We start from the raw sequence: 18,207 nt of genomic DNA, 5'->3' as shown, positions 1-18,207 counted from the left end.
AACAATTAGTTCATACGAAATTCACATGAATCTATTACTATAGAAGTTGTACATAGTGAATTTATTAACAATCACGTTTACTCATATAGAATCTCACTCGAAAGGAGTTGAAAGTATGAAAACTAAATATCGTTTTATGATCTCATCATTTGCTGCTTGCGCTTATATGATTTGGTATTTAGTATAAATAACAACCTCACTTGTAAATAGGAAAAGGTGTGTATATAAATGGAATATAATCAATCAACAGTTAACTACTGGAAAGCTTTTGTATTACCGTATACATTTGCTTTAGAAGAGTTAAAAACAAAATTTGAAATTATGAACCGGGAAGCTCAATTTTTAGAGGATTACAACCCGTTTGAACATATAAAAACTAGACTAAAACAACCTGAAAGTATTATAAAAAAGCTAGAGCGAAAAAACTTATTGCCAACAATTGAAAATGCTCAAACAAATTTGCAAGATATCATTGGTATTCGTATTACATGTTGCTTCGTAGAAGACATCTATCATTTAAAAGAAGTAATTCAAAAGCGTGAGGATATGGAAGTCATAGAAGTAAAAGATTATATCGCTAACCCAAAAGGAAACGGATATAAAAGTTTACACATGATTATTAAGTATCCCTTATCACTAAATTCTGGTACAAAAGATGTATTTGCAGAAATTCAGTTACGTACACTTGCAATGGACTTTTGGGCAAGTTTAGAACATAAACTTTATTATAAATATGAAGGAAATATACCTGAATATTTAAAAGATGAACTACATGATGCAGCAATGAAAGCTGAAGATCTTGATAATAAAATGGCAACAATTCGTCAAGATATTGATGACATTGAAGCATGCTCAAATCAAATTCTGTTACCACTATAAAAAAGGTTCTCTTCAAGGAGAACCTTTTTTATTTCTTCTCTATCGTGCGGACCTCTTCGATCTTCCAGGTCTCATCTTCTTTTCCAAGCGCATACTGTACTTTCTTTTGAATAGCAATTTCCCCATCTAATTCTTTTTCCTTTGTTTCAACAATGATATACCCTGCTTTACTAGCTTTCATATCTATATGTTCCAATTCAATTTTTTTATTTCCCTTTTGAAAAGCTGCTTCTTTTTGTGTTTTTAAGTCTTCGGCACTAGGTAGCTTCTTTGAAAATAACTCCATATGTTCAGCAAATTTTCGTTCATTCGTCGTCCGTACAAATGCCTCAATAACGTCTTGAATAGACTGTTCTTCCTCTTTCGTTATCTGTACTTTTTCTTCAGTTTTTTTCGTAGTAGGTTTTTGTTCTATATTATTCTCTTGAGGTTGACATCCAACTAGCAATAATACAAAGAATAGAAGAAAACTTAAATTCCGTAAAAAAAATCTCATCTGTCCATCTCCTAAAAAGAAAAGTGAGGCATTTTGCCTCACTTTCGTTCATAATTAGCGTCTTCCTTTATTCGGGTCGCCACCGCCAACAATATCAAAGAAACGTTTCGCTATATTTGTATTCTCTTGAACACCGGAGAATAAGTATTTACCTGGTCCAAATGCATATACGTTTACATCTTCACCTGTATGTCCACCTGTTGTCCACCCTGTAACCGAACGCTTATTGAAGATATCTTCAATCGCATTATCAATCTTCGTTACATCTTTTGATGGAGCTATATCATTTACAGCTTTAATTTCTTCTGGTGTTAATTGTAAATCGATATATTTTTTCAATGTTTCTTCTACATTTGCACCTTTTGCAATCTCATTTGCCATAAAGTCTGGTGTACGTTTTGCAGCTTTAATTGGATCTACTTTAAAGTTGTACTCACCATTCGCACCTAGAGATAATCCACCTGTAGCGTGGTCTGCGGTTGCAACGACTAACGTATTTTTATCTTTTTTCGCAAACTCAATCGCTGCTTTAAATGCTTTTTCAAAGTCCTCCATTTCACTCATTGCACCGACAATATCATTATCATGCCCAGCCCAGTCGATTTGACTTCCTTCAACCATTAAGAAGAAACCATCTTTGTTTTTGTTTAAACGTTCAATTGCTGCATTCGTCATTTCTTCTAGTGAAGGTGTTTTCTCATTGCGATCAATCATTTTATCTAAACCGCCTGGTGCAAATAAACCAAGGATTTGATCATTTTTATCATTTAACAATTGATCTCGGTCTGTTACGTAGCTATAACCAGATTTCTTAAACTCTTCTGTAAGATTACGATCTTTTCTAACAAAGTTCTTTACACCGCCGCCAAGCATAACATCAACTTTATGCTTCCCTTTAATTTTTTCATCAAAATAATCATTTGCAATTGCGTCCATATTTTTACGGCTAATATCATGAGCACCGAAAGCAGCTGGTGTTGCATGTGTAATTTCAGAAGTCGCAACAAGTCCCGTTGATTTCCCTTTTTCTTTCGCTTGTTCAAGAACAGTTTTCACTTCTGCTTTATCATTATCAACCGCAATTGCCGCATTATATGTTTTAATCCCTGCTGACATAGCTGTTGCCGCTGATGCAGAGTCTGTAATATTTTCATGTTCATCTTCCGGATATGTTTTTTGTGTTCCTACAAGATGCTTATCAAATTCTGTAGATTCCATCTCGAATGTTTTTGGATTATCCTTCATATAACGATGAGCCGTCATATATGAAGGACCCATGCCATCTCCAATTAACACAATAACATTTTTAATCTTTGCATTGTTTCCGCTCTCATCTGCATTAACCTCACTAGAACGTGTAAAATTCCATGTTGCTACCGAAGTAACTGCTAACGACGCCACAACTGCAAATGGCCATGCTTTTTTTACAAACTTTTTCACTGTCTTGTCCCCCTAATTAGGTTATTCATTTCCCACTATCAAATTTAATAGAAGACTGTTAAGGGAAAATTAGTTATATGTAAATTTTTTGTTAACTTATGTAAATATAAGTTATAATTTGTATAAGTTTGTCTTTTCATATCAAGCATCGTTCCCTTTACAATCTAAATATAAACAAGTTGGATTTCCTTTAACGTAAACCTCTTATTTTACATTTCGAATCTATTTTTATGAAAACAAATAGAAATGTGGTGTACTTTTATGAAAATAGTAAAGCTAAATGAATCTTTCATTTTTGAATTACTCAATCTTTGCAAATCTGTTGGATGGTTACAAGATGAAATCTTTATGAAAAAACAATTCAAAATGTACCTCTCTATTGGCACACTTGTAGGTTATATTCATGAAAATAAACTCATTGCAACTGGAGGTGTATTTCCCTTTACAAGTAGCTTTTCTTCCATTGGCATGTTAATCGTTCATCCTCATTTTCAAGGACGAGGAATTGGACGTATGTTACTAGATAGCTGTTTGAAACACGCTCACTCAAAACAACCAATTGCACTTATTGCAACAAAAGCTGGCGAGCCCTTATACACATCTTGCGGATTTCAAACAGTAACGACGATACATCGTTTTGAAAAACAAACTACTAAGACGAATACCGTTCAAACACAACAAGTGAAAGAAAAAGACCTTATCTCTATTACCTCTCTCGATGAAATTGTAACTGGTGCCAATCGCTCTCTACTCTACTCATTATTATTACCAAGAGCTGTACACTCTTTTAAAATTGAGAGAAATAACTGTATAGAAGCTTTTTCCTTCTGTATACAGAAAGGGAATATTTTATGTATCAATCCACTTATCGCAAAACAAGAGGAAGATGCTATTCGATTATTAAAAAAGATTTGTGAGTGTTGGCATGGTATCGTACGAATTGATGTCCCGCATTCACAATTTACATTTCGTAACTTTCTTCAAACAGACAATTTCCAAGAAACGCTCCTTTCACCTCTTATGATAAAAAATGGTAGCCAACTTCCTGGAAATCGTAATATGCTATTTGCTGTGATAGATACAGCATTATGTTAGAAAGGAGACAACTAATTGAAGCAGTTTAGCTATTTTATGGTAGGTTGTCTTACTCTTACACTATTAGTAGGATGTAGTGCAGCAGAAAAGCCAGTAGAACAAGTAAAACAAGTTAAAAATACAATTACAGCAAAACTAGCTACCGAGGAAAAAATGGTAGAAATAGACGGTCAAACGATTTACTTTAAAAAAATCGGTAATGAAAAACCACCTTTACTTATGATCCATGGATTTGGAGGATCATCAGATGGTTTCCAAAAGATTTATTCCGATTTAGCAAAAGATCATACGATTATTTCTGTAGATGCTTTAGGATTCGGGCGTTCATCTAAGCCGATGGATTTTTATTATTCTTTCCCAACTCATGCAAATTTGTATTATAAGTTAATGAAAAAACTAGGGTATGATTCATTCGCAATATTAGGGCATTCGATGGGTGGAGAAATTTCTCTTAATTTAACATATTTATACCCTGAAGCGGTTACCCACCTCATTTTAACTGACGCTACAGGTGGCCCTCATACATTCGTTCATAAACAAGGATCACCAAAGCCACAGTTGTCGACTGATTTAAGTGCCGTTTCTTCAATTGCAGATTATGATGAGAGCAAAGTGAAATTCAAGCGTAATGATGAAGAGCATTATAATAAAATGAAGTTATGGCCTAGACGACTTAAAATCAATGCAAATGAAATGAAACAACCAACTTTAATTATATGGGGAAGAAATGATAGTAGCGTTTCTTGGAAAGAAGGAGAAACGTATCACCAATTCTTAACAAACAGCACTTTACATATTATTGAAAAAGGTTATCACGCACCATTTCGCCAAGAACCACAAGAATTTGTAGGGTATGTAAAAGACTTCTTTAACAATAATCCGATCCAATTTGAAAAATAACATAAACGGGTATCTCATTTTGAGATACCCGTTTTCATATATTAAGCAGCTTGCTTTTGACGTTTTTGAGTTTTTGATCCCAATACTTTCGGGATAATGAAACCATCCATTCCAAATTTCCCAGCGTTCATACCGGAAACAAGAACAAACATAGATAAGATAACCATCTCAGGGTTCATACCGATTGACCCACTAAACATATAGGAAAAGTTCATTACAAGGCCAAAAAAGACCGCTGTTTTTGTTAAACAGCCTACAATTAAACCAATTCCAACTAAAATTTCTCCCCATGTTACAAGTGTATTAAACAAATCTACATTTGGAATTGCAAATTCTTGTAAAAATGATGCCCACCAAGATTGAACAGCCGGTTGTGCTCCTTTAGATTTTTCAATTGCACCTTGTAAATAACCCGTTGCATCGAATCCTTTTCCTTGTAGTTTACCAATTCCAGCCATTAACCATGTGTAACCAAGATATACTCGAATTACTGCTAATACAAAAGAAACTGCTTTGTTTTCTCTTAAAAATTGAATAACCATATCTTCCTCCTAAAGGTGTAATTAAGTCAGTTACAGATAATATAATAACATTAGTTACTTATTTTTCAAACGTTAATTATGAATAATTTGTGTCATACATATTAAACATTAAAAACTAACGTTTATATAGTAACTTTTATTACCTATAAAAACTTGAACATATCATACCACAGCTGATAATCATTTTCATTGAAAAAATTGTAAAAAAAATGTGTGCTAAATGTGAAACGTGTTTATTCTATATTTAAATAAACACGTCTCGCACTACTTATATAATCGAAAAGTATCGGTCTCTTCATCAATTAATCTCGCTTCTTGAAAGGCTTCTTCTAACGTTTTGTCATGGTTAATAACACTGTAAAATAAGCGTATTGTAAACATAAGCGCTGCATTCCCATCTACGTAATCTATCGACCCAATATACGATTTCGCGCCACTATATAAAAATGATTCTGCTAATTTCCCCTCCCCTAACGTGCACCCACTATTTACAATATGTGTATTATGCAATTTTGCATATTTATAAATTTCTTTCGCTCCAAAGTTCCCTCTCGGTTCATCTTGTTCGTAAATATCTTCACCTAACTCTTCCATGACAAACTTTCCTTCCTCACCATGAAAGCAAAAAACAACATAATTGATATCGTTATATAAGTTCTTTCCAGAAAGAATTTCCACGAAATCATTCGGCCTACCAATCCAATATGTCACAACTCTTGCCCCAAAATATTCGAGCGATGCTCGGATTGATTGTGCCTCTAAATCAGAATTAAAGCCAACTACTAGTGCAACATTCAACATACACCCTCCATCCTATAATTAGATCTACTCAATCAAACTTTTAAGGGATACATCCATTTTATATATACCCGTTTCTTTCAAAAAATCAGATCTAGTTAAAACGACTTTCTGTAAATATTGCCGATACGCTGTAATTGTCCCGTCGTGAGATACAATGCAAATTCTTTCCGCCCCCAGCTCATAACACCAAAGAAGAAATTCATCTACTATTTGCTGAAAACGATTCTCTGAAATAGTATTTATACCTTCCGTCCATAACTGCTTATTTGTACTTTTCGCAATCGAAAAATGTGGAAATAAATTTGTTATTATTCCTTGATCTACTATGTGATCACATGGTAATGTTTTCGCTCCTTCTCGATAAGGAAAAATACGTGGGGATGCATATGGATGAACGATTTTTTGACAAGCTACTTTCTCACTCCATATCGCCGCCGTTTGTAAAGTTCTAAGTGTAGGGCTAGCGATTAATATATCTGTTTTCTGTAATGGTACATTGAATTGAATGAATCCAGCCTGATTCCTTCCCTCATCCGTTAATGATGGATTCAACATTTGTAAACTTGCCGGCAAATCCTTTGTATGTTCTCCTTCACCGTGCCGAACAAAGACGAGTTTCATACCCATCCTCCTCTCTCCATGAAATCCTTCAACATAATTTCTTCCCTATCTCATTCATTATTCCTGCTATAAAAAAACAATATGTAAAAAATATTTGACATAAATAACAGGAAAATATTACAATTTCATCTGTAAAATACTTTTTACAAGGGAGAGGGGAATTATAAATATGCAATGGATAACCATCTTAATTGGAATAATTATATGGGGATATATAAACGGATTTTTTAGTAGTGATAAAACTGCTAATCCTTGGATTACAGGTGATGAACGAGAAACAAAAATTAAACAGAAAGCAATTATTGCAAGCTGGTCCGGTGTTTTTATGTTTTGTACCATTAACCTCTTAAACAAATGGTTAGGTGTAGAAACAAACAATACATCACCTTACTTACCATCTTCTATCGCAGCTATTTTAAAAGAAAATATAGAGTTACAAATTTTACTTATGCTATTTATTACGTATGGCATCTTTTACATATACTACCGAAGAAAATTAAGCGCTTAACTTTTTATCTCATGATTATCCTCCTAAATGGTTATAGTAATTAGGACGAAATGAAAGGAGCGATAGCAAAATGAGTAACTCGAATGATTTTTTAGATACACTGCATGAAAAACAAGCAAAAGATGAACAAAATAGAAAACGTCAGGGGAACGGAAACCCAGCGAAAAAGAAGCCAAATAAAACACATAAATAACAATAAAAAACCTGCCTAAAATTATCTTTTAGGCAGGTTTTTTATTCTTCTTTCACCGAGATAACATTTTCCCAATTCCATTTCTCGTAATACCACTCTGGTACATCTATATTTTCAATCCACTTCATTTCATGCTTTCCATCTTTATGAGCAAGCCATACATCCGCTTTCTTACGGTCTGAACGTATCCATATTAATTGATTACTCTTATTCATGAAGAGCGGATGATAATCTCCTTGCCTATGAGGTGGCTTTGTGATTCGATGTTGTTCGTCGCTTGTACTATCGATTTCATATAAAGATGGTAGTGGTCTTTTTTCTGGTGGAGTTTCTATCCCCGCCTCTTTTGCTCGTGAAACGATAATTACGTTATCATTCTTCCATGTAAAATCCCAATCGACATATCCTTTCGGTGTAAATGTGTTCTGTTGAAGTGCTGGCAATTCTTTTACTTTTAAATGTTTATTCTCTAACGCAACTCTCCCGCTTCCTTCAATATAGGCCAATATATTGTTGGCTGGCGCCCATTTGAACCATTGTGTGTTTAATAACATTTGATCTACCTTTTCAAAACGACTACCATCTGCACGAACTAAGCAAAGCGTATTGCTATCAGCTGACCATGAAGCTGTCGGTACTGCTAAAAATGAAATCCACTTTTGATCTGGCGACCACTGAAAGCCACTTGCAACTAATGCTAGGAAATCATCATGTTCATTTGGTAATGCATACAAATGCTTCATTTTGTGAGGATTCATATGTGCATCTTTTTGTACTTCATATAGCTGGGCTCCTGTCCACCCTGTTGGAAGTAAATGTGCTTCAGAGGATACAAAAAACTTCTTTCCATCAGGATACCATGCATAATCTCCTACACCTGCCGATACATTTTCAAAATCTGTATTCTTTTTTTCTACATCAAATGTATTTAATGTACCTGTAAATATAAATGCAATTATATTTTCTGTTGGTGACCATTGATAATTCGATGCTTCTGAGTGAAACGGCGTAACTTTCTTTCCATCTTTCAGCCGATATAACTCAAGACTACCTTCTTTCTTTCCTTTTACATATGCCAGCCACTCTCCATCATGAGACCACTTTGGCCCTGTTATATACTCTCCTTTTGTAAGTTGTTTCTCTTTCCCCTCAACTTTAATCCAGAGGTCATGATGACGAATAAAAGCAATTTTCGCTTCATTATTTTCTGCGCTACTATTAATGATTGAACATAAAAATAAGACTAACATTGTACCAACGCTTACTATGAACCGTTTCATAATACCCCTCCATTTCCCTCATAGCATTCCTCAATGTCCACCTACAATATGTAAAAAATACCTATTCGACATAATCAGAAAAAATTTCCCAAGAAATTTTAAATTCATAGAGGATTGGTATGAATTATGTCGAAAATATAGTTTATCTAACATCCGATTATGTAATTCGAGATAAATTTGTAAGATTAATTTCCGGAATATTGACACTTTTTACCAGGGGGAGTTTCTATGAAAAAAACTACATCTACACTACTGAGTATGGCGCTCGTCTTTTCCAGTTTTGGAGCTTTAAGCGCCCATGCTGAATCACTACAAAAAGAGAAGCAATTTAGTCCACAGTTAAAAGCAAACATTACACAATGGGGAGAAAATAAAATTGCGCAAAATGTTGAAACAAAAACATCAAAAGAAATATCTGTCATTGTAGAATTGCAACATGCTCCACTCGCTTCACAAAGTAACATTCAACATGCTCCAGATTTACAAAATAATAATGCCCAGTCTTATCATGCGCAACTAAAAAAAGCACAAGAAGATACTACTAAGAAAATAAAAGAAAAAGCACCGAAAGCAACGATAAAAGAAACGTATAGTACCTTATATTCTGGGTTTTCTATCTCTATCCCAGGGGATCAAATTACCGCTCTAGCTTCTTTACCTGAAGTAAAAGCAATTTATCCAAACTTAACATACAAATTACATGAAACGTCAAAAAGTCCGGCTAATCAAGAAACACCAAATATTGGAGGACCGACAGTTGGTGCGCCTGAAGCTTGGAATTTAAAAGATTCGACTGGCAAACCACTTGATGGAAAAGGAATGAAAGTCGCTATTATCGATTCAGGTGTAGACTATACACACCCTGATTTAAAAGCAAATTATATCGGCGGCTATGATACAGTCGATGAAGATAATGATCCGATGGACGGAAACGTACACGGTACTCATGTTGCTGGAATTATCGCTGGTAATGGAAAAATAAAAGGGATTGCTCCAAATGCCTCTATACTTGCTTACCGTGTCATGAATGATGGGGGTACTGGTACAACCGAAGATATTATTCAAGGTATTGAGCATGCTATTCAAGATGGTGCCGATGTTTTAAATCTATCTCTTGGTCAAGATTTAAATGTACCCGATCAACCTGTAACAATGACGCTAGAACGTGCGGCGAAACTTGGTGTTACTGCGGTCGTATCAAATGGAAATGATGGACCCAAACCTTGGTCTGTAGATGCACCTGGGAATGCAAGTAGTGTCATCTCTGTTGGAGCATCTACAGTTTCTATTCCATTTCCAACATTTCAAGTAGCTGGTTCCAATAAATCTTACCAAGGATTACCGTTATCAAAATCGGATTTCCAAGTAGGAAACGATGCCCAGCTTGTATATGTTGGATACGGTAATCCAAGTGATTACGCTAAACAAGATGTAAAAGGTAAGTTCGCGCTTGTCTTACAAGGGACTTCGAGCACGTTAGTAAAAGCAGAACAAGCAAAACAAGCTGGCGCTCTCGGCGTGCTACTAATTTCTAACGAAAAAGAAATTAATATTATGCCAGAATATTTTGGTCGTGAAGAAGTAGCTCTTCCTGTTATGCAGCTATCCAATACGAATGGCGAAGAGTTGAAAAATTTAATTACAAAACGAAAGAAAAATATAAAAATTGGACAACCAAAACAAACAGAACTTATTGGTAATTTTAGTTCAAGGGGACCATCACAAGGAAGTTGGCTTATAAAGCCTGATGTTGTTGCACCTGGCGTACAAATTACAAGTACAGTACCAAGAGGTGGCTATGAATCTCACAATGGGACAAGTATGGCTGCGCCGCAAGTAGCTGGAGCCGTTGCTCTATTACGTCAAATGCATCCTGATTGGACGACAGAACAATTAAAATCATCTCTTGCCAATACAGCCGAAACATTAAAAGACGTAAATGAAAACACATATCCTGTTATGACACAAGGATCGGGCTTAATTAATATTCCAAAAGCAGTAAAAGCGGACGCATTAGTTACACCAAACAATGTAAGTTTCGGTCTAATTAAACCAAATAGCGGAAAAGTAAAATTAACACAAAATATTACATTACAAAATCTTTCTAGCAAAAAGAAAAACTTTTCAACTCGCATTGAACTATTAGATACAAAAACGAAAGTTCAAACTTCTTTCGCTTCTTCTGTGAGCGTAAAACCGAATAGTAACATAGAAAAACCTTTTACCATTACTGTGGATAGTTCTTTGCCACAAGGTGTATATACAGGGAATGTATATGTAAAAGAACAAGGTAAGACAGAAGAAATACGTATTCCATTTACATTTAGCATTGATCCAAAAGAATACAAACGTATTGATGGCCTTGAAATTGTTAATTCTACTTTCAGTCCAAATAATGACCAAATACTAGATGACAACCTTATCAATTACTATTTAGTTACACCCGTTGAGGATGTAACGTTTCACGCTAATTTAATTACGAAAGACCGAGTAACCTATCAAGGTATCGTTTATCAAGGTAAAAATGAAACACCAGGTTATAAATCTTTCAAATGGAATGGTACAAAAGTTGGTGGATCCCCTCTGCCTGACGGCTTATACCAAATTGAAGCTGTTGCTTCTAATTCTGGTGGAGAAACGAAACAAATAGGGGCTGTGTTTGTCGACCGCACTGCACCTAAATTAACACACGAAGTTGATCAAGAAAATCTCATAATTAGAGGGAAAGTAACTGATATACTGTTAGATTGGATGACAGAATCCGGATGGATTGCTCCAGGGCATCCTGTCACGATACAGTATGAAATTAACGGGAATGGCACATGGGAAAATGCATTCCTGAACCATTGGGAGAAAAACTACGAAATTTATTTCGATCGTAGTCAATTACAGCAAGGAAAGAATACAATTCACATTGTAGCAACTGATGCCGCTGGAAATACATCTAATTTGAATGTTGATTTAGAAGTGAAATAATTAAATTATTGTTGACAATCTTTTAAAAATAGTTTTATAATACGAAACATAGTTTAGTTGAACGAATTATATATCGGCTTTGAAGGAATACTAGTAGCGACTTATATCCCTGTCTCAGAGAACTGATGGTTGGTGTAAATCAGTACATATACAAGCGTGAATTACAATTCTGGAGCTTCTTTCCCGTAGTGCACATAGTGCATGAAGAGGAAGACGGATCTTTCCGTTATCTTAAAGTGAGTGGTAAACAATTTTTATGTTTACAATTAGGGTGGTACCGCGATTTTTATCGTCCCTATCGGATTTTCCGATAGGGGCTTTTTTGCGTCCTTCCCTTTTATACAACTTCATATATACGCATTGAAAGAATCGCAGTAGTATATTATATCCCTGTTACAGAGAGCTAGTGGTCGGTGGAAATTAGCACATATATAAGTACGAATTACAATTCTGGAGCTTCTTTTTCGTAGTGCTTTTATGCATGAAGGAAAAGACGGAGTTTTTCCGTTATCATGAATTGAGATGTAAGTGTATTTTCACTTACAAATAGGGTGGTACCGCGATTCTTTCGCCCCTATCGGATGTTCCGATAGGGGATTTTTCTATTTCTCAAAGAAACAAATGTTAAATAATTCCGAATCTTATGATAAAATTTTATAAGCGCTTACAATTTGAAAGGGGGTGATATAAGCTATACGAAACTCATATTCAATTTTATAGAAAACAAGGAGGATGTCTAAATGACAAAGAAAACAGAAATCCCATCGCATTTAAAACCATTCGTATCCACACAACATTATGATCAATACACACCGGTGAATCACGCTGTGTGGCGTTACATTATGAGACAAAATCATAGCTTCTTAAAAGACGTTGCCCATCCAGCCTATGTGAATGGACTACAATCATCTGGTATTAATATAGATGCAATTCCAAAGGTAGAAGAAATGAATGAATGCTTAGCACCAAGCGGCTGGGGAGCTGTAACAATTGATGGCCTTATTCCTGGCGTCGCATTTTTCGATTTTCAGGGGCACGGATTACTACCAATTGCAACAGATATTCGTAAAGTAGAAAATATCGAGTACACACCAGCTCCAGATATTGTACACGAAGCGGCAGGACACGCACCGATTTTACTTGATCCTACATATGCAAAATATGTGAAACGTTTTGGGCAAATTGGTGCAAAAGCTTTCTCTACAAAAGAAGAACATGATGCATTTGAAGCTGTTCGTACATTAACGATTGTCAAAGAAAGCCCTACTTCTACTCCTGATGAAGTTAAGGCTGCTGAAAATGCTGTAATTGAAAAACAAAACTTAGTTTCTGGTTTATCAGAAGCTGAACAAATTTCACGTCTTTTCTGGTGGACAGTGGAGTACGGATTAATTGGAAATATTGACGATCCAAAAATTTACGGTGCTGGTCTTCTTTCCTCTGTCGGTGAAAGCAAACATTGCTTAACAGATGCTGTAGAAAAAGTTCCTTTCTCAATTGAAGCTTGCACAGGGACAACTTATGATGTGACAAAAATGCAACCACAGCTATTTGTTTGTCAATCATTTGAAGAGTTAACTGAGGCGCTTGAGACGTTCTCTGAAACGATGGCATTCAAAACAGGTGGTACAGAAGGATTAGAAAAAGCAATTCACTCTGAAAATCATGCCACAACTGAGTTAAGTAGCGGATTACAAATTACAGGTACATTTACAGAAACAATTAAAAATGATGCTGACGAAGTCATTTACATGCGAACAAGCTCTCCAACTGCATTAGCAATTCATAATAAGCAGTTGGCAAATCATTCTACATCTGTACACAGTGATGGATTCGGGACACCGATCGGATTACTAAATGGTAATATCGCACTAGAAGATTGTACAGAAGAAAAGTTACATTCATTAGGCATTACAATTGGAAACGGTGCAGATTTTACTTTTGCAAGTGACATTCATGTAAAAGGAACAGTAACTGATATTGTAAAGAATGGTAATAAAATTGCCCTTATCTCGTTTATAGATTGTACAGTTACTTATAAAGATCGTTTACTATTTGATGCTTCATGGGGCGCATTTGATATGGCTGTTGGTTCAACAATTACTTCCGTATTCCCAGGTGCCGCAGATGCCGCAACATTTTTCCCAATGGATGAAGAAGTACAAGAAATTCCTGCTCCACTTGTACTGAATGAACTTGAACGTATGTATCAAACAGTTCGAGATATTCGAAACGAAGGTATTTTACACGACGTCCATATCGATCAATTAGTAGCAATTCAAGAAGTATTAAATACATTTTATGCGAAAGAATGGTTGCTGCGCCTTGAAGTATTAGAGTTACTTTTAGAGCATAACAAAGGGCATGAAACATCTGCAGCATTACTACATCAACTTTCTACTTTCACAACTGACGAAGCTGTAACACGCCTTATTAACAATGGTCTTGCATTACTGCAGGTAAAGGATGTGAAAAATGATGCTAAGATTAACTGAAGAAGAAGTTCGCGAGGAGTTATTGAAGGTAGATAAATGGATGGTAAAAGATGAGAAATGGATTGAACGAAAATATATGTTTTCCGACTACTTAAAAGGAGTCGAATTTGTCTCTGAAGCCGCCAAACTATCAGAAGAACATAATCACCATCCATTTATCCTTATCCAGTATAAAGCAGTTATTATTACTTTGTCATCTTGGAATGCAAAAGGTTTAACGAAACTAGATTTTGAGCTTGCAAAACAATTTGATGAACTATTTTTACAAAACGAAAATGCAATTATAAGAAAATAAAAAAAGAGAAGCCTTTTTAGGCTTCTCTTTTTATTCTGAAATGGATACAATGTCCAAATGGATCCTCGACTTGTAATATTCCATCTTTGTACGTAGCAATTTTGCCAATATTTTTTAAGCTTTCACATACTTGCTCTTTTTGTTTTTCATCCGCTAGTACAATTGTGAAATATTTCAAACCAACAGAACCTGGCATTTGCGGTGGTACCCCTTCACCTTGCCACGTATTTAAACCGATATGATGATGATAACCACCTGCTGATACGAACAACGCTCCATTACGAGCTGGGATCGTTATTTCAAAACCAAGACCATCAACATAGAAACGTTTCGCTTCCTCTAAATCAGCTACATGGAAATGAATATGCCCCATCACAGTACCAGCTGGAAATCCATTCCATGTACTTCCTTGCTGTAATAATTCTTCACCAGCTAACGGGTTACTAACAAATGGGAGTTCTCCATTCTCATCACGCCAAACTTCTTTTTGTCGATCATGATAAATTTCAATCCCGTTTCCATCTGGATCAGCTAAATAAAGAGCTTCACTAAAGTAATGATCGGCTCCACCATGTAGTGGATATACCATCTCTACAAGATGACGAAGAACATTCGCTAAATCCTGCCTACTTGGTAATAAAATTGCGTAATGATATAACCCTGTTCTCGCTCTTTGCTTCGGAAAAGCTTCTTTCTTTTCTTCAATGATAAGAAGTGGTTCATCATTTTCATTCCCAAATGTAACGACTGCTTCTTCTTCTTTTAGCACCTTCATACTTAGTACTTCCGTATAAAACTCTAGTGATTTCTTTACATTAGATACGTATAAATGAACTACATCAAGTGTTGTATCGGGATGAAGTTGAAAACTCATCTTGTTAGCCCCCCATTTAAATTAGTTCTTCTTTGACATTTTTTCTTTTAAGAAATTATCTACAAAACCATCAGCTTTTGCAACAAATAAGTATGCACCCATTGCTAATAATGCAAGTTCTAATTCGAAACCAGGATTTTTTCCATCTCCCAATAAACCAGCTGACCATTTCACTTTTACGATTGCCCCAACCATAACAAGTGCAAATAATAATCCAATATATCTTACACCTAAACCTAGAATTAATAATAGGCCTCCAACTAATTCAAATGTTGCTACACCGTATGCCAGTCCTCCTGGTAAACCAATGCTTGTAAACCACCCTGCAATATTGTCAATTCCTGATTGGAATTTTGTTAAACCGTGCATAAAGAACGTTACCCCTAACACGATACGAATAATTAAGTTACCAATATGTTGATTCATTTCTTTCTCTCCTTTATAGTTTTCTTATATAAAACTTTTATTTACATTACAAAACATACACTAATTTTTTTTATTCGTCAATTCATTTTCATTGGGAAAAAATATATTTTTTTTGCTATGATACAAATAGTTGTTTACAAAAAGGAGCTTGATTTTATGAATATTGGTTCTGCAATACGTGAAATTCGTCAACGTAGAGGCATAACAATTGCACAAATTTGTGAAGGAACAGGTCTTTCTAAAGGCTTTATGAGTCAGGTTGAAAATAATAAAACATCACCATCTATCTCAACGTTAGAAACGATCTCAAATTTTTTAAACGTTCCCCTTCCCTATTTATTGTTAGAACAAAAAGATCGATTGAAAATTGTCAAAAAAGAAGAACGAAAATACAGTGTATACGGCAAAGATGAGCAAAGAATTGAACATGTTGCGGAGCAAGGTGGCCTTCGCCTGAATCTCGTAGAAATTCCTGCCGGGTTTCCGAAAGAAAACTCACCAAATGCCCATGAAGGTGAAGAGTGTCATCTTGTATTACGCGGAAAGCTAGAAGTTCAACATGGTGAAGATATTGCAATTGTAGAAGAAGGTGATTCTTTCTCTTGGAATGCATGCGTTCCACATATTGTTCGTAATGTAGGAAAAGAATCCGCACTATTACTTATCTCTAGTCATGCGGAGAATCGAAAACGCGTTTACTAATCAATAAAAAAGAAGCCTGCTTCAAACAGGCTTCTTTTTTATTCTCGTATAATCCCGTAACTTGTCCCAACTAGCACCGTCTTTTCATGTTGATTGCGATAAACTGATTCGATTGAAACTTTTTTATACCCTTCCATTTGCTCTATATTTGTTAAAGTTAATTCACAAGTAATCGTATCCCCTGTAAAAACTGGTCTAATAAACTCACTTACTAATTCTCTTGCTATGTAATGTAACTCTTCGCCTACTTTCGTTCCAATGCTAGCAGTCAATAAACCATGAACCATTAATCGGCCATTCTCATCATATTCCATATGATGTCTCCCTTTATCACCTGTAATATTTGCAAATTCGAAAACTTCTTCCTCAGTAAATCTTCTTTCATATTTAAATACTTCCCCAACTTTTATACTCATTTTTATCCCCCTAATAATAAACTGAATTTTCTTTCATTTTATCATGAAATGAGTCTTAATTCATTTTCTATTACAAAAAATAATTAGAAATACTTATAACTGTATTTCTTTACTTTTCACCCATTTACCGATGACCATCTCTTTTTGCGACTTGGTATCCATAATACGCACATGTACCATTTCTGGATAACTCTCTAACTTCAAATCCACAACTTCTATAAAAATCAAAATTGTTCGCAGATGTATGTGCAAACCAATCACCATGGGGAAGCTTTTGTAAACAAAGAGCTACAAGTTTCTTACCCAATCCTTTCCCCCTATACTCACACTTCACAACCAAATTTACTATGTTAGCAACCATCATTTGATCAGAAATCACTCTAACCATCGCAACCATTTCTTCTTCATCCCAAATTGTGAAAGCCCATGTTGAATTTTCAAATGCAAGCGTAAACTTTTCAATTTGCCAAGAAGGGATATTATCATTACTCCAACCGGCATCTTCAAATAAAGTTTTAATTGCATATGCTGGTACTCCATTCGTTCCTTCACGGATAATAAGCCCATTATGGTAAATATACATGTAATCCCCCCTTTATTTTTATATACCATTCTTCAAAAGATGCAATTTACCTTTTTTCATCCAACTCGCTTAATCGAATAAACAAGAACATCCATCCCCTGAAATGAAGTTGTTTTCTCATAACTAAGCCCTGTTTTTCTAGCAACAAATATTGAGGCGGGATGGTTCGGATTAATAAGAGAAATTAATTTATTCATTTGTAATGCTTGGAAACCGTAGTCTCGAAATGCCGCAGCTGCTTCTTTCGCATACCCTTTTCCCCAATACTGAGGAAGTAACCAATAACCAATTTCAATTTCCTCTTTTCCATCTATCTTCTGCTTTACTAGTCCCGCATGACCAATTCGTATTCCCGTTTCCTTTTCAATCATTACAAATAAACCGAGACCATTTTTATAATTAGGAATTACCCACTCCTCCAAGCTATTTTTGCATTGCATATATGTTTTTAACGTCCCATTTCCAATATAGCGCATTACCTTCTCGTTTCCCCATAGTGAAGCGTAGAACTGTAAATCATCCATTGTATATTTGCGAACTTGTAAACGATCTGTATGAAACATTTCTGCACTCCTTCCCACTAATGTGTTCTTTATTTCACGACCATATTTTACATGTATAATAAGTATTACTATCTATTATAAATGAACGAAACAAAAAATGCAGAATGTTCATTCTTTTACCC

Annotated in this window: 20 protein-coding genes and 2 other annotated features; of the genes, 9 read left to right on the top strand and 11 right to left on the bottom strand. The window is 35.2% G+C overall.

Features of this window, described 5'->3' with window-relative positions; all coding sequences use genetic code 11:
* The first annotated feature begins 228 nt into the window (after window positions 1-228).
* Window positions 229-879, top strand: a complete 651-nt coding sequence (locus ACS2MN_RS18540) for a GTP pyrophosphokinase (protein WP_000456209.1) — start codon at window positions 229-231, stop codon at window positions 877-879.
* Between the two features lie 28 nt (window positions 880-907).
* Here ACS2MN_RS18540 and ACS2MN_RS18535 read toward each other — a convergent pair whose 3' ends face one another.
* Window positions 908-1,375 (bottom strand): hypothetical protein, encoded by a 468-nt coding sequence (locus ACS2MN_RS18535; protein WP_001210411.1) that lies wholly within the window; start codon window positions 1,373-1,375, stop codon window positions 908-910.
* A gap of 54 nt (window positions 1,376-1,429) precedes the next feature.
* Window positions 1,430-2,815, bottom strand: a complete 1,386-nt coding sequence (locus ACS2MN_RS18530; protein WP_346994375.1) for an alkaline phosphatase — start codon at window positions 2,813-2,815, stop codon at window positions 1,430-1,432.
* 261 nt (window positions 2,816-3,076) lie between these two features.
* Between ACS2MN_RS18530 and ACS2MN_RS18525 the strand changes: the two genes are divergently transcribed.
* The gene (locus ACS2MN_RS18525; RefSeq protein WP_000706706.1) at window positions 3,077-3,910 is read left to right on the top strand and encodes a GNAT family N-acetyltransferase; all 834 of its coding nucleotides are present in this window, start codon (window positions 3,077-3,079) and stop codon (window positions 3,908-3,910) included.
* A 15-nt stretch (window positions 3,911-3,925) separates the two neighbouring features.
* Window positions 3,926-4,810 (top strand): alpha/beta fold hydrolase, encoded by an 885-nt coding sequence (locus tag ACS2MN_RS18520; RefSeq protein WP_000808868.1) that lies wholly within the window; start codon window positions 3,926-3,928, stop codon window positions 4,808-4,810.
* 41 nt (window positions 4,811-4,851) lie between these two features.
* Here ACS2MN_RS18520 and ACS2MN_RS18515 read toward each other — a convergent pair whose 3' ends face one another.
* The 3 genes from ACS2MN_RS18515 to ACS2MN_RS18505 all read right to left on the bottom strand — a co-directional run bounded on the left by ACS2MN_RS18515 (window position 4,852) and on the right by ACS2MN_RS18505 (window position 6,774).
* Window positions 4,852-5,352: a DoxX family protein gene (locus ACS2MN_RS18515; RefSeq protein WP_000236606.1), complete on the bottom strand. Its 501-nt coding sequence runs from the start codon at window positions 5,350-5,352 to the stop codon at window positions 4,852-4,854.
* A gap of 264 nt (window positions 5,353-5,616) precedes the next feature.
* Window positions 5,617-6,153, bottom strand: coding sequence for a hypothetical protein (locus tag ACS2MN_RS18510; RefSeq protein ID WP_000935637.1), 537 nt, complete (start codon window positions 6,151-6,153; stop codon window positions 5,617-5,619).
* Window positions 6,154-6,177: 24 nt separating this feature from the next.
* Window positions 6,178-6,774, bottom strand: coding sequence for a histidine phosphatase family protein (locus ACS2MN_RS18505; protein ID WP_087950730.1), 597 nt, complete (start codon window positions 6,772-6,774; stop codon window positions 6,178-6,180).
* A gap of 169 nt (window positions 6,775-6,943) precedes the next feature.
* Between ACS2MN_RS18505 and ACS2MN_RS18500 the strand changes: the two genes are divergently transcribed.
* Both ACS2MN_RS18500 and ACS2MN_RS18495 read left to right on the top strand, forming a co-directional pair.
* Window positions 6,944-7,282, top strand: coding sequence for a phosphoglycerate mutase (locus tag ACS2MN_RS18500; RefSeq protein ID WP_098709872.1), 339 nt, complete (start codon window positions 6,944-6,946; stop codon window positions 7,280-7,282).
* 70 nt (window positions 7,283-7,352) lie between these two features.
* Window positions 7,353-7,475: a DUF4023 domain-containing protein gene (locus tag ACS2MN_RS18495; RefSeq protein ID WP_000071861.1), complete on the top strand. Its 123-nt coding sequence runs from the start codon at window positions 7,353-7,355 to the stop codon at window positions 7,473-7,475.
* A gap of 41 nt (window positions 7,476-7,516) precedes the next feature.
* Here the strand turns inward: ACS2MN_RS18495 and ACS2MN_RS18490 are convergent, their stop codons facing one another.
* Window positions 7,517-8,755, bottom strand: coding sequence for an eIF2A-related protein (locus ACS2MN_RS18490; RefSeq protein WP_000819442.1), 1,239 nt, complete (start codon window positions 8,753-8,755; stop codon window positions 7,517-7,519).
* 228 nt (window positions 8,756-8,983) lie between these two features.
* Between ACS2MN_RS18490 and ACS2MN_RS18485 the strand changes: the two genes are divergently transcribed.
* The 3 genes from ACS2MN_RS18485 to ACS2MN_RS18475 all read left to right on the top strand — a co-directional run bounded on the left by ACS2MN_RS18485 (window position 8,984) and on the right by ACS2MN_RS18475 (window position 14,521).
* Window positions 8,984-11,731 carry a S8 family serine peptidase gene (locus tag ACS2MN_RS18485; RefSeq protein ID WP_200203398.1) on the top strand — a complete coding sequence of 916 codons (2,748 nt, stop codon included), beginning with the start codon at window positions 8,984-8,986 and terminating at the stop codon, window positions 11,729-11,731.
* Between the two features lie 70 nt (window positions 11,732-11,801).
* Window positions 11,802-12,031: a binding site (T-box leader), on the top strand.
* A 51-nt stretch (window positions 12,032-12,082) separates the two neighbouring features.
* Window positions 12,083-12,310, top strand: a binding site (T-box leader).
* Between the two features lie 161 nt (window positions 12,311-12,471).
* The gene (locus ACS2MN_RS18480) at window positions 12,472-14,226 is read left to right on the top strand and encodes an aromatic amino acid hydroxylase (protein ID WP_000163197.1); all 1,755 of its coding nucleotides are present in this window, start codon (window positions 12,472-12,474) and stop codon (window positions 14,224-14,226) included.
* A complete protein-coding gene (locus tag ACS2MN_RS18475) occupies window positions 14,207-14,521 on the top strand; it encodes a 4a-hydroxytetrahydrobiopterin dehydratase (protein ID WP_000979552.1) in 315 nt (104 codons plus the stop codon). Before ACS2MN_RS18480 ends, ACS2MN_RS18475 begins: the two co-directional genes overlap by 20 nt.
* A gap of 16 nt (window positions 14,522-14,537) precedes the next feature.
* Here the strand turns inward: ACS2MN_RS18475 and ACS2MN_RS18470 are convergent, their stop codons facing one another.
* Window positions 14,538-15,395, bottom strand: a complete 858-nt coding sequence (locus ACS2MN_RS18470) for a VOC family protein (protein WP_088055290.1) — start codon at window positions 15,393-15,395, stop codon at window positions 14,538-14,540.
* Window positions 15,396-15,416: 21 nt separating this feature from the next.
* Window positions 15,417-15,821, bottom strand: a complete 405-nt coding sequence (locus ACS2MN_RS18465) for a DoxX family protein (protein WP_001071553.1) — start codon at window positions 15,819-15,821, stop codon at window positions 15,417-15,419.
* A gap of 156 nt (window positions 15,822-15,977) precedes the next feature.
* Between ACS2MN_RS18465 and ACS2MN_RS18460 the strand changes: the two genes are divergently transcribed.
* A complete protein-coding gene (locus tag ACS2MN_RS18460; protein WP_001020691.1) occupies window positions 15,978-16,523 on the top strand; it encodes a helix-turn-helix domain-containing protein in 546 nt (181 codons plus the stop codon).
* Window positions 16,524-16,561: 38 nt separating this feature from the next.
* Here the strand turns inward: ACS2MN_RS18460 and ACS2MN_RS18455 are convergent, their stop codons facing one another.
* From ACS2MN_RS18455 to ACS2MN_RS18445, 3 genes are all read right to left on the bottom strand, one after another.
* A complete protein-coding gene (locus ACS2MN_RS18455) occupies window positions 16,562-16,939 on the bottom strand; it encodes a MaoC/PaaZ C-terminal domain-containing protein (protein WP_000025016.1) in 378 nt (125 codons plus the stop codon).
* Between the two features lie 124 nt (window positions 16,940-17,063).
* Window positions 17,064-17,522 (bottom strand): GNAT family N-acetyltransferase, encoded by a 459-nt coding sequence (locus ACS2MN_RS18450; protein WP_000276122.1) that lies wholly within the window; start codon window positions 17,520-17,522, stop codon window positions 17,064-17,066.
* A gap of 56 nt (window positions 17,523-17,578) precedes the next feature.
* Entirely contained in the window at window positions 17,579-18,157 is a 579-nt protein-coding gene (locus tag ACS2MN_RS18445; protein ID WP_224993035.1) for a GNAT family N-acetyltransferase, read from the bottom strand.
* Between the last annotated feature and the right edge of the window lie 50 nt (window positions 18,158-18,207).

Origin of the sequence: Bacillus cereus group sp. BceL062 (genome assembly GCF_051780025.1) — a bacterium.
GTDB lineage: Bacteria > Bacillota > Bacilli > Bacillales > Bacillaceae_G > Bacillus_A > Bacillus_A toyonensis.
This window is presented reverse-complemented; position numbering and strand designations above follow the sequence as displayed.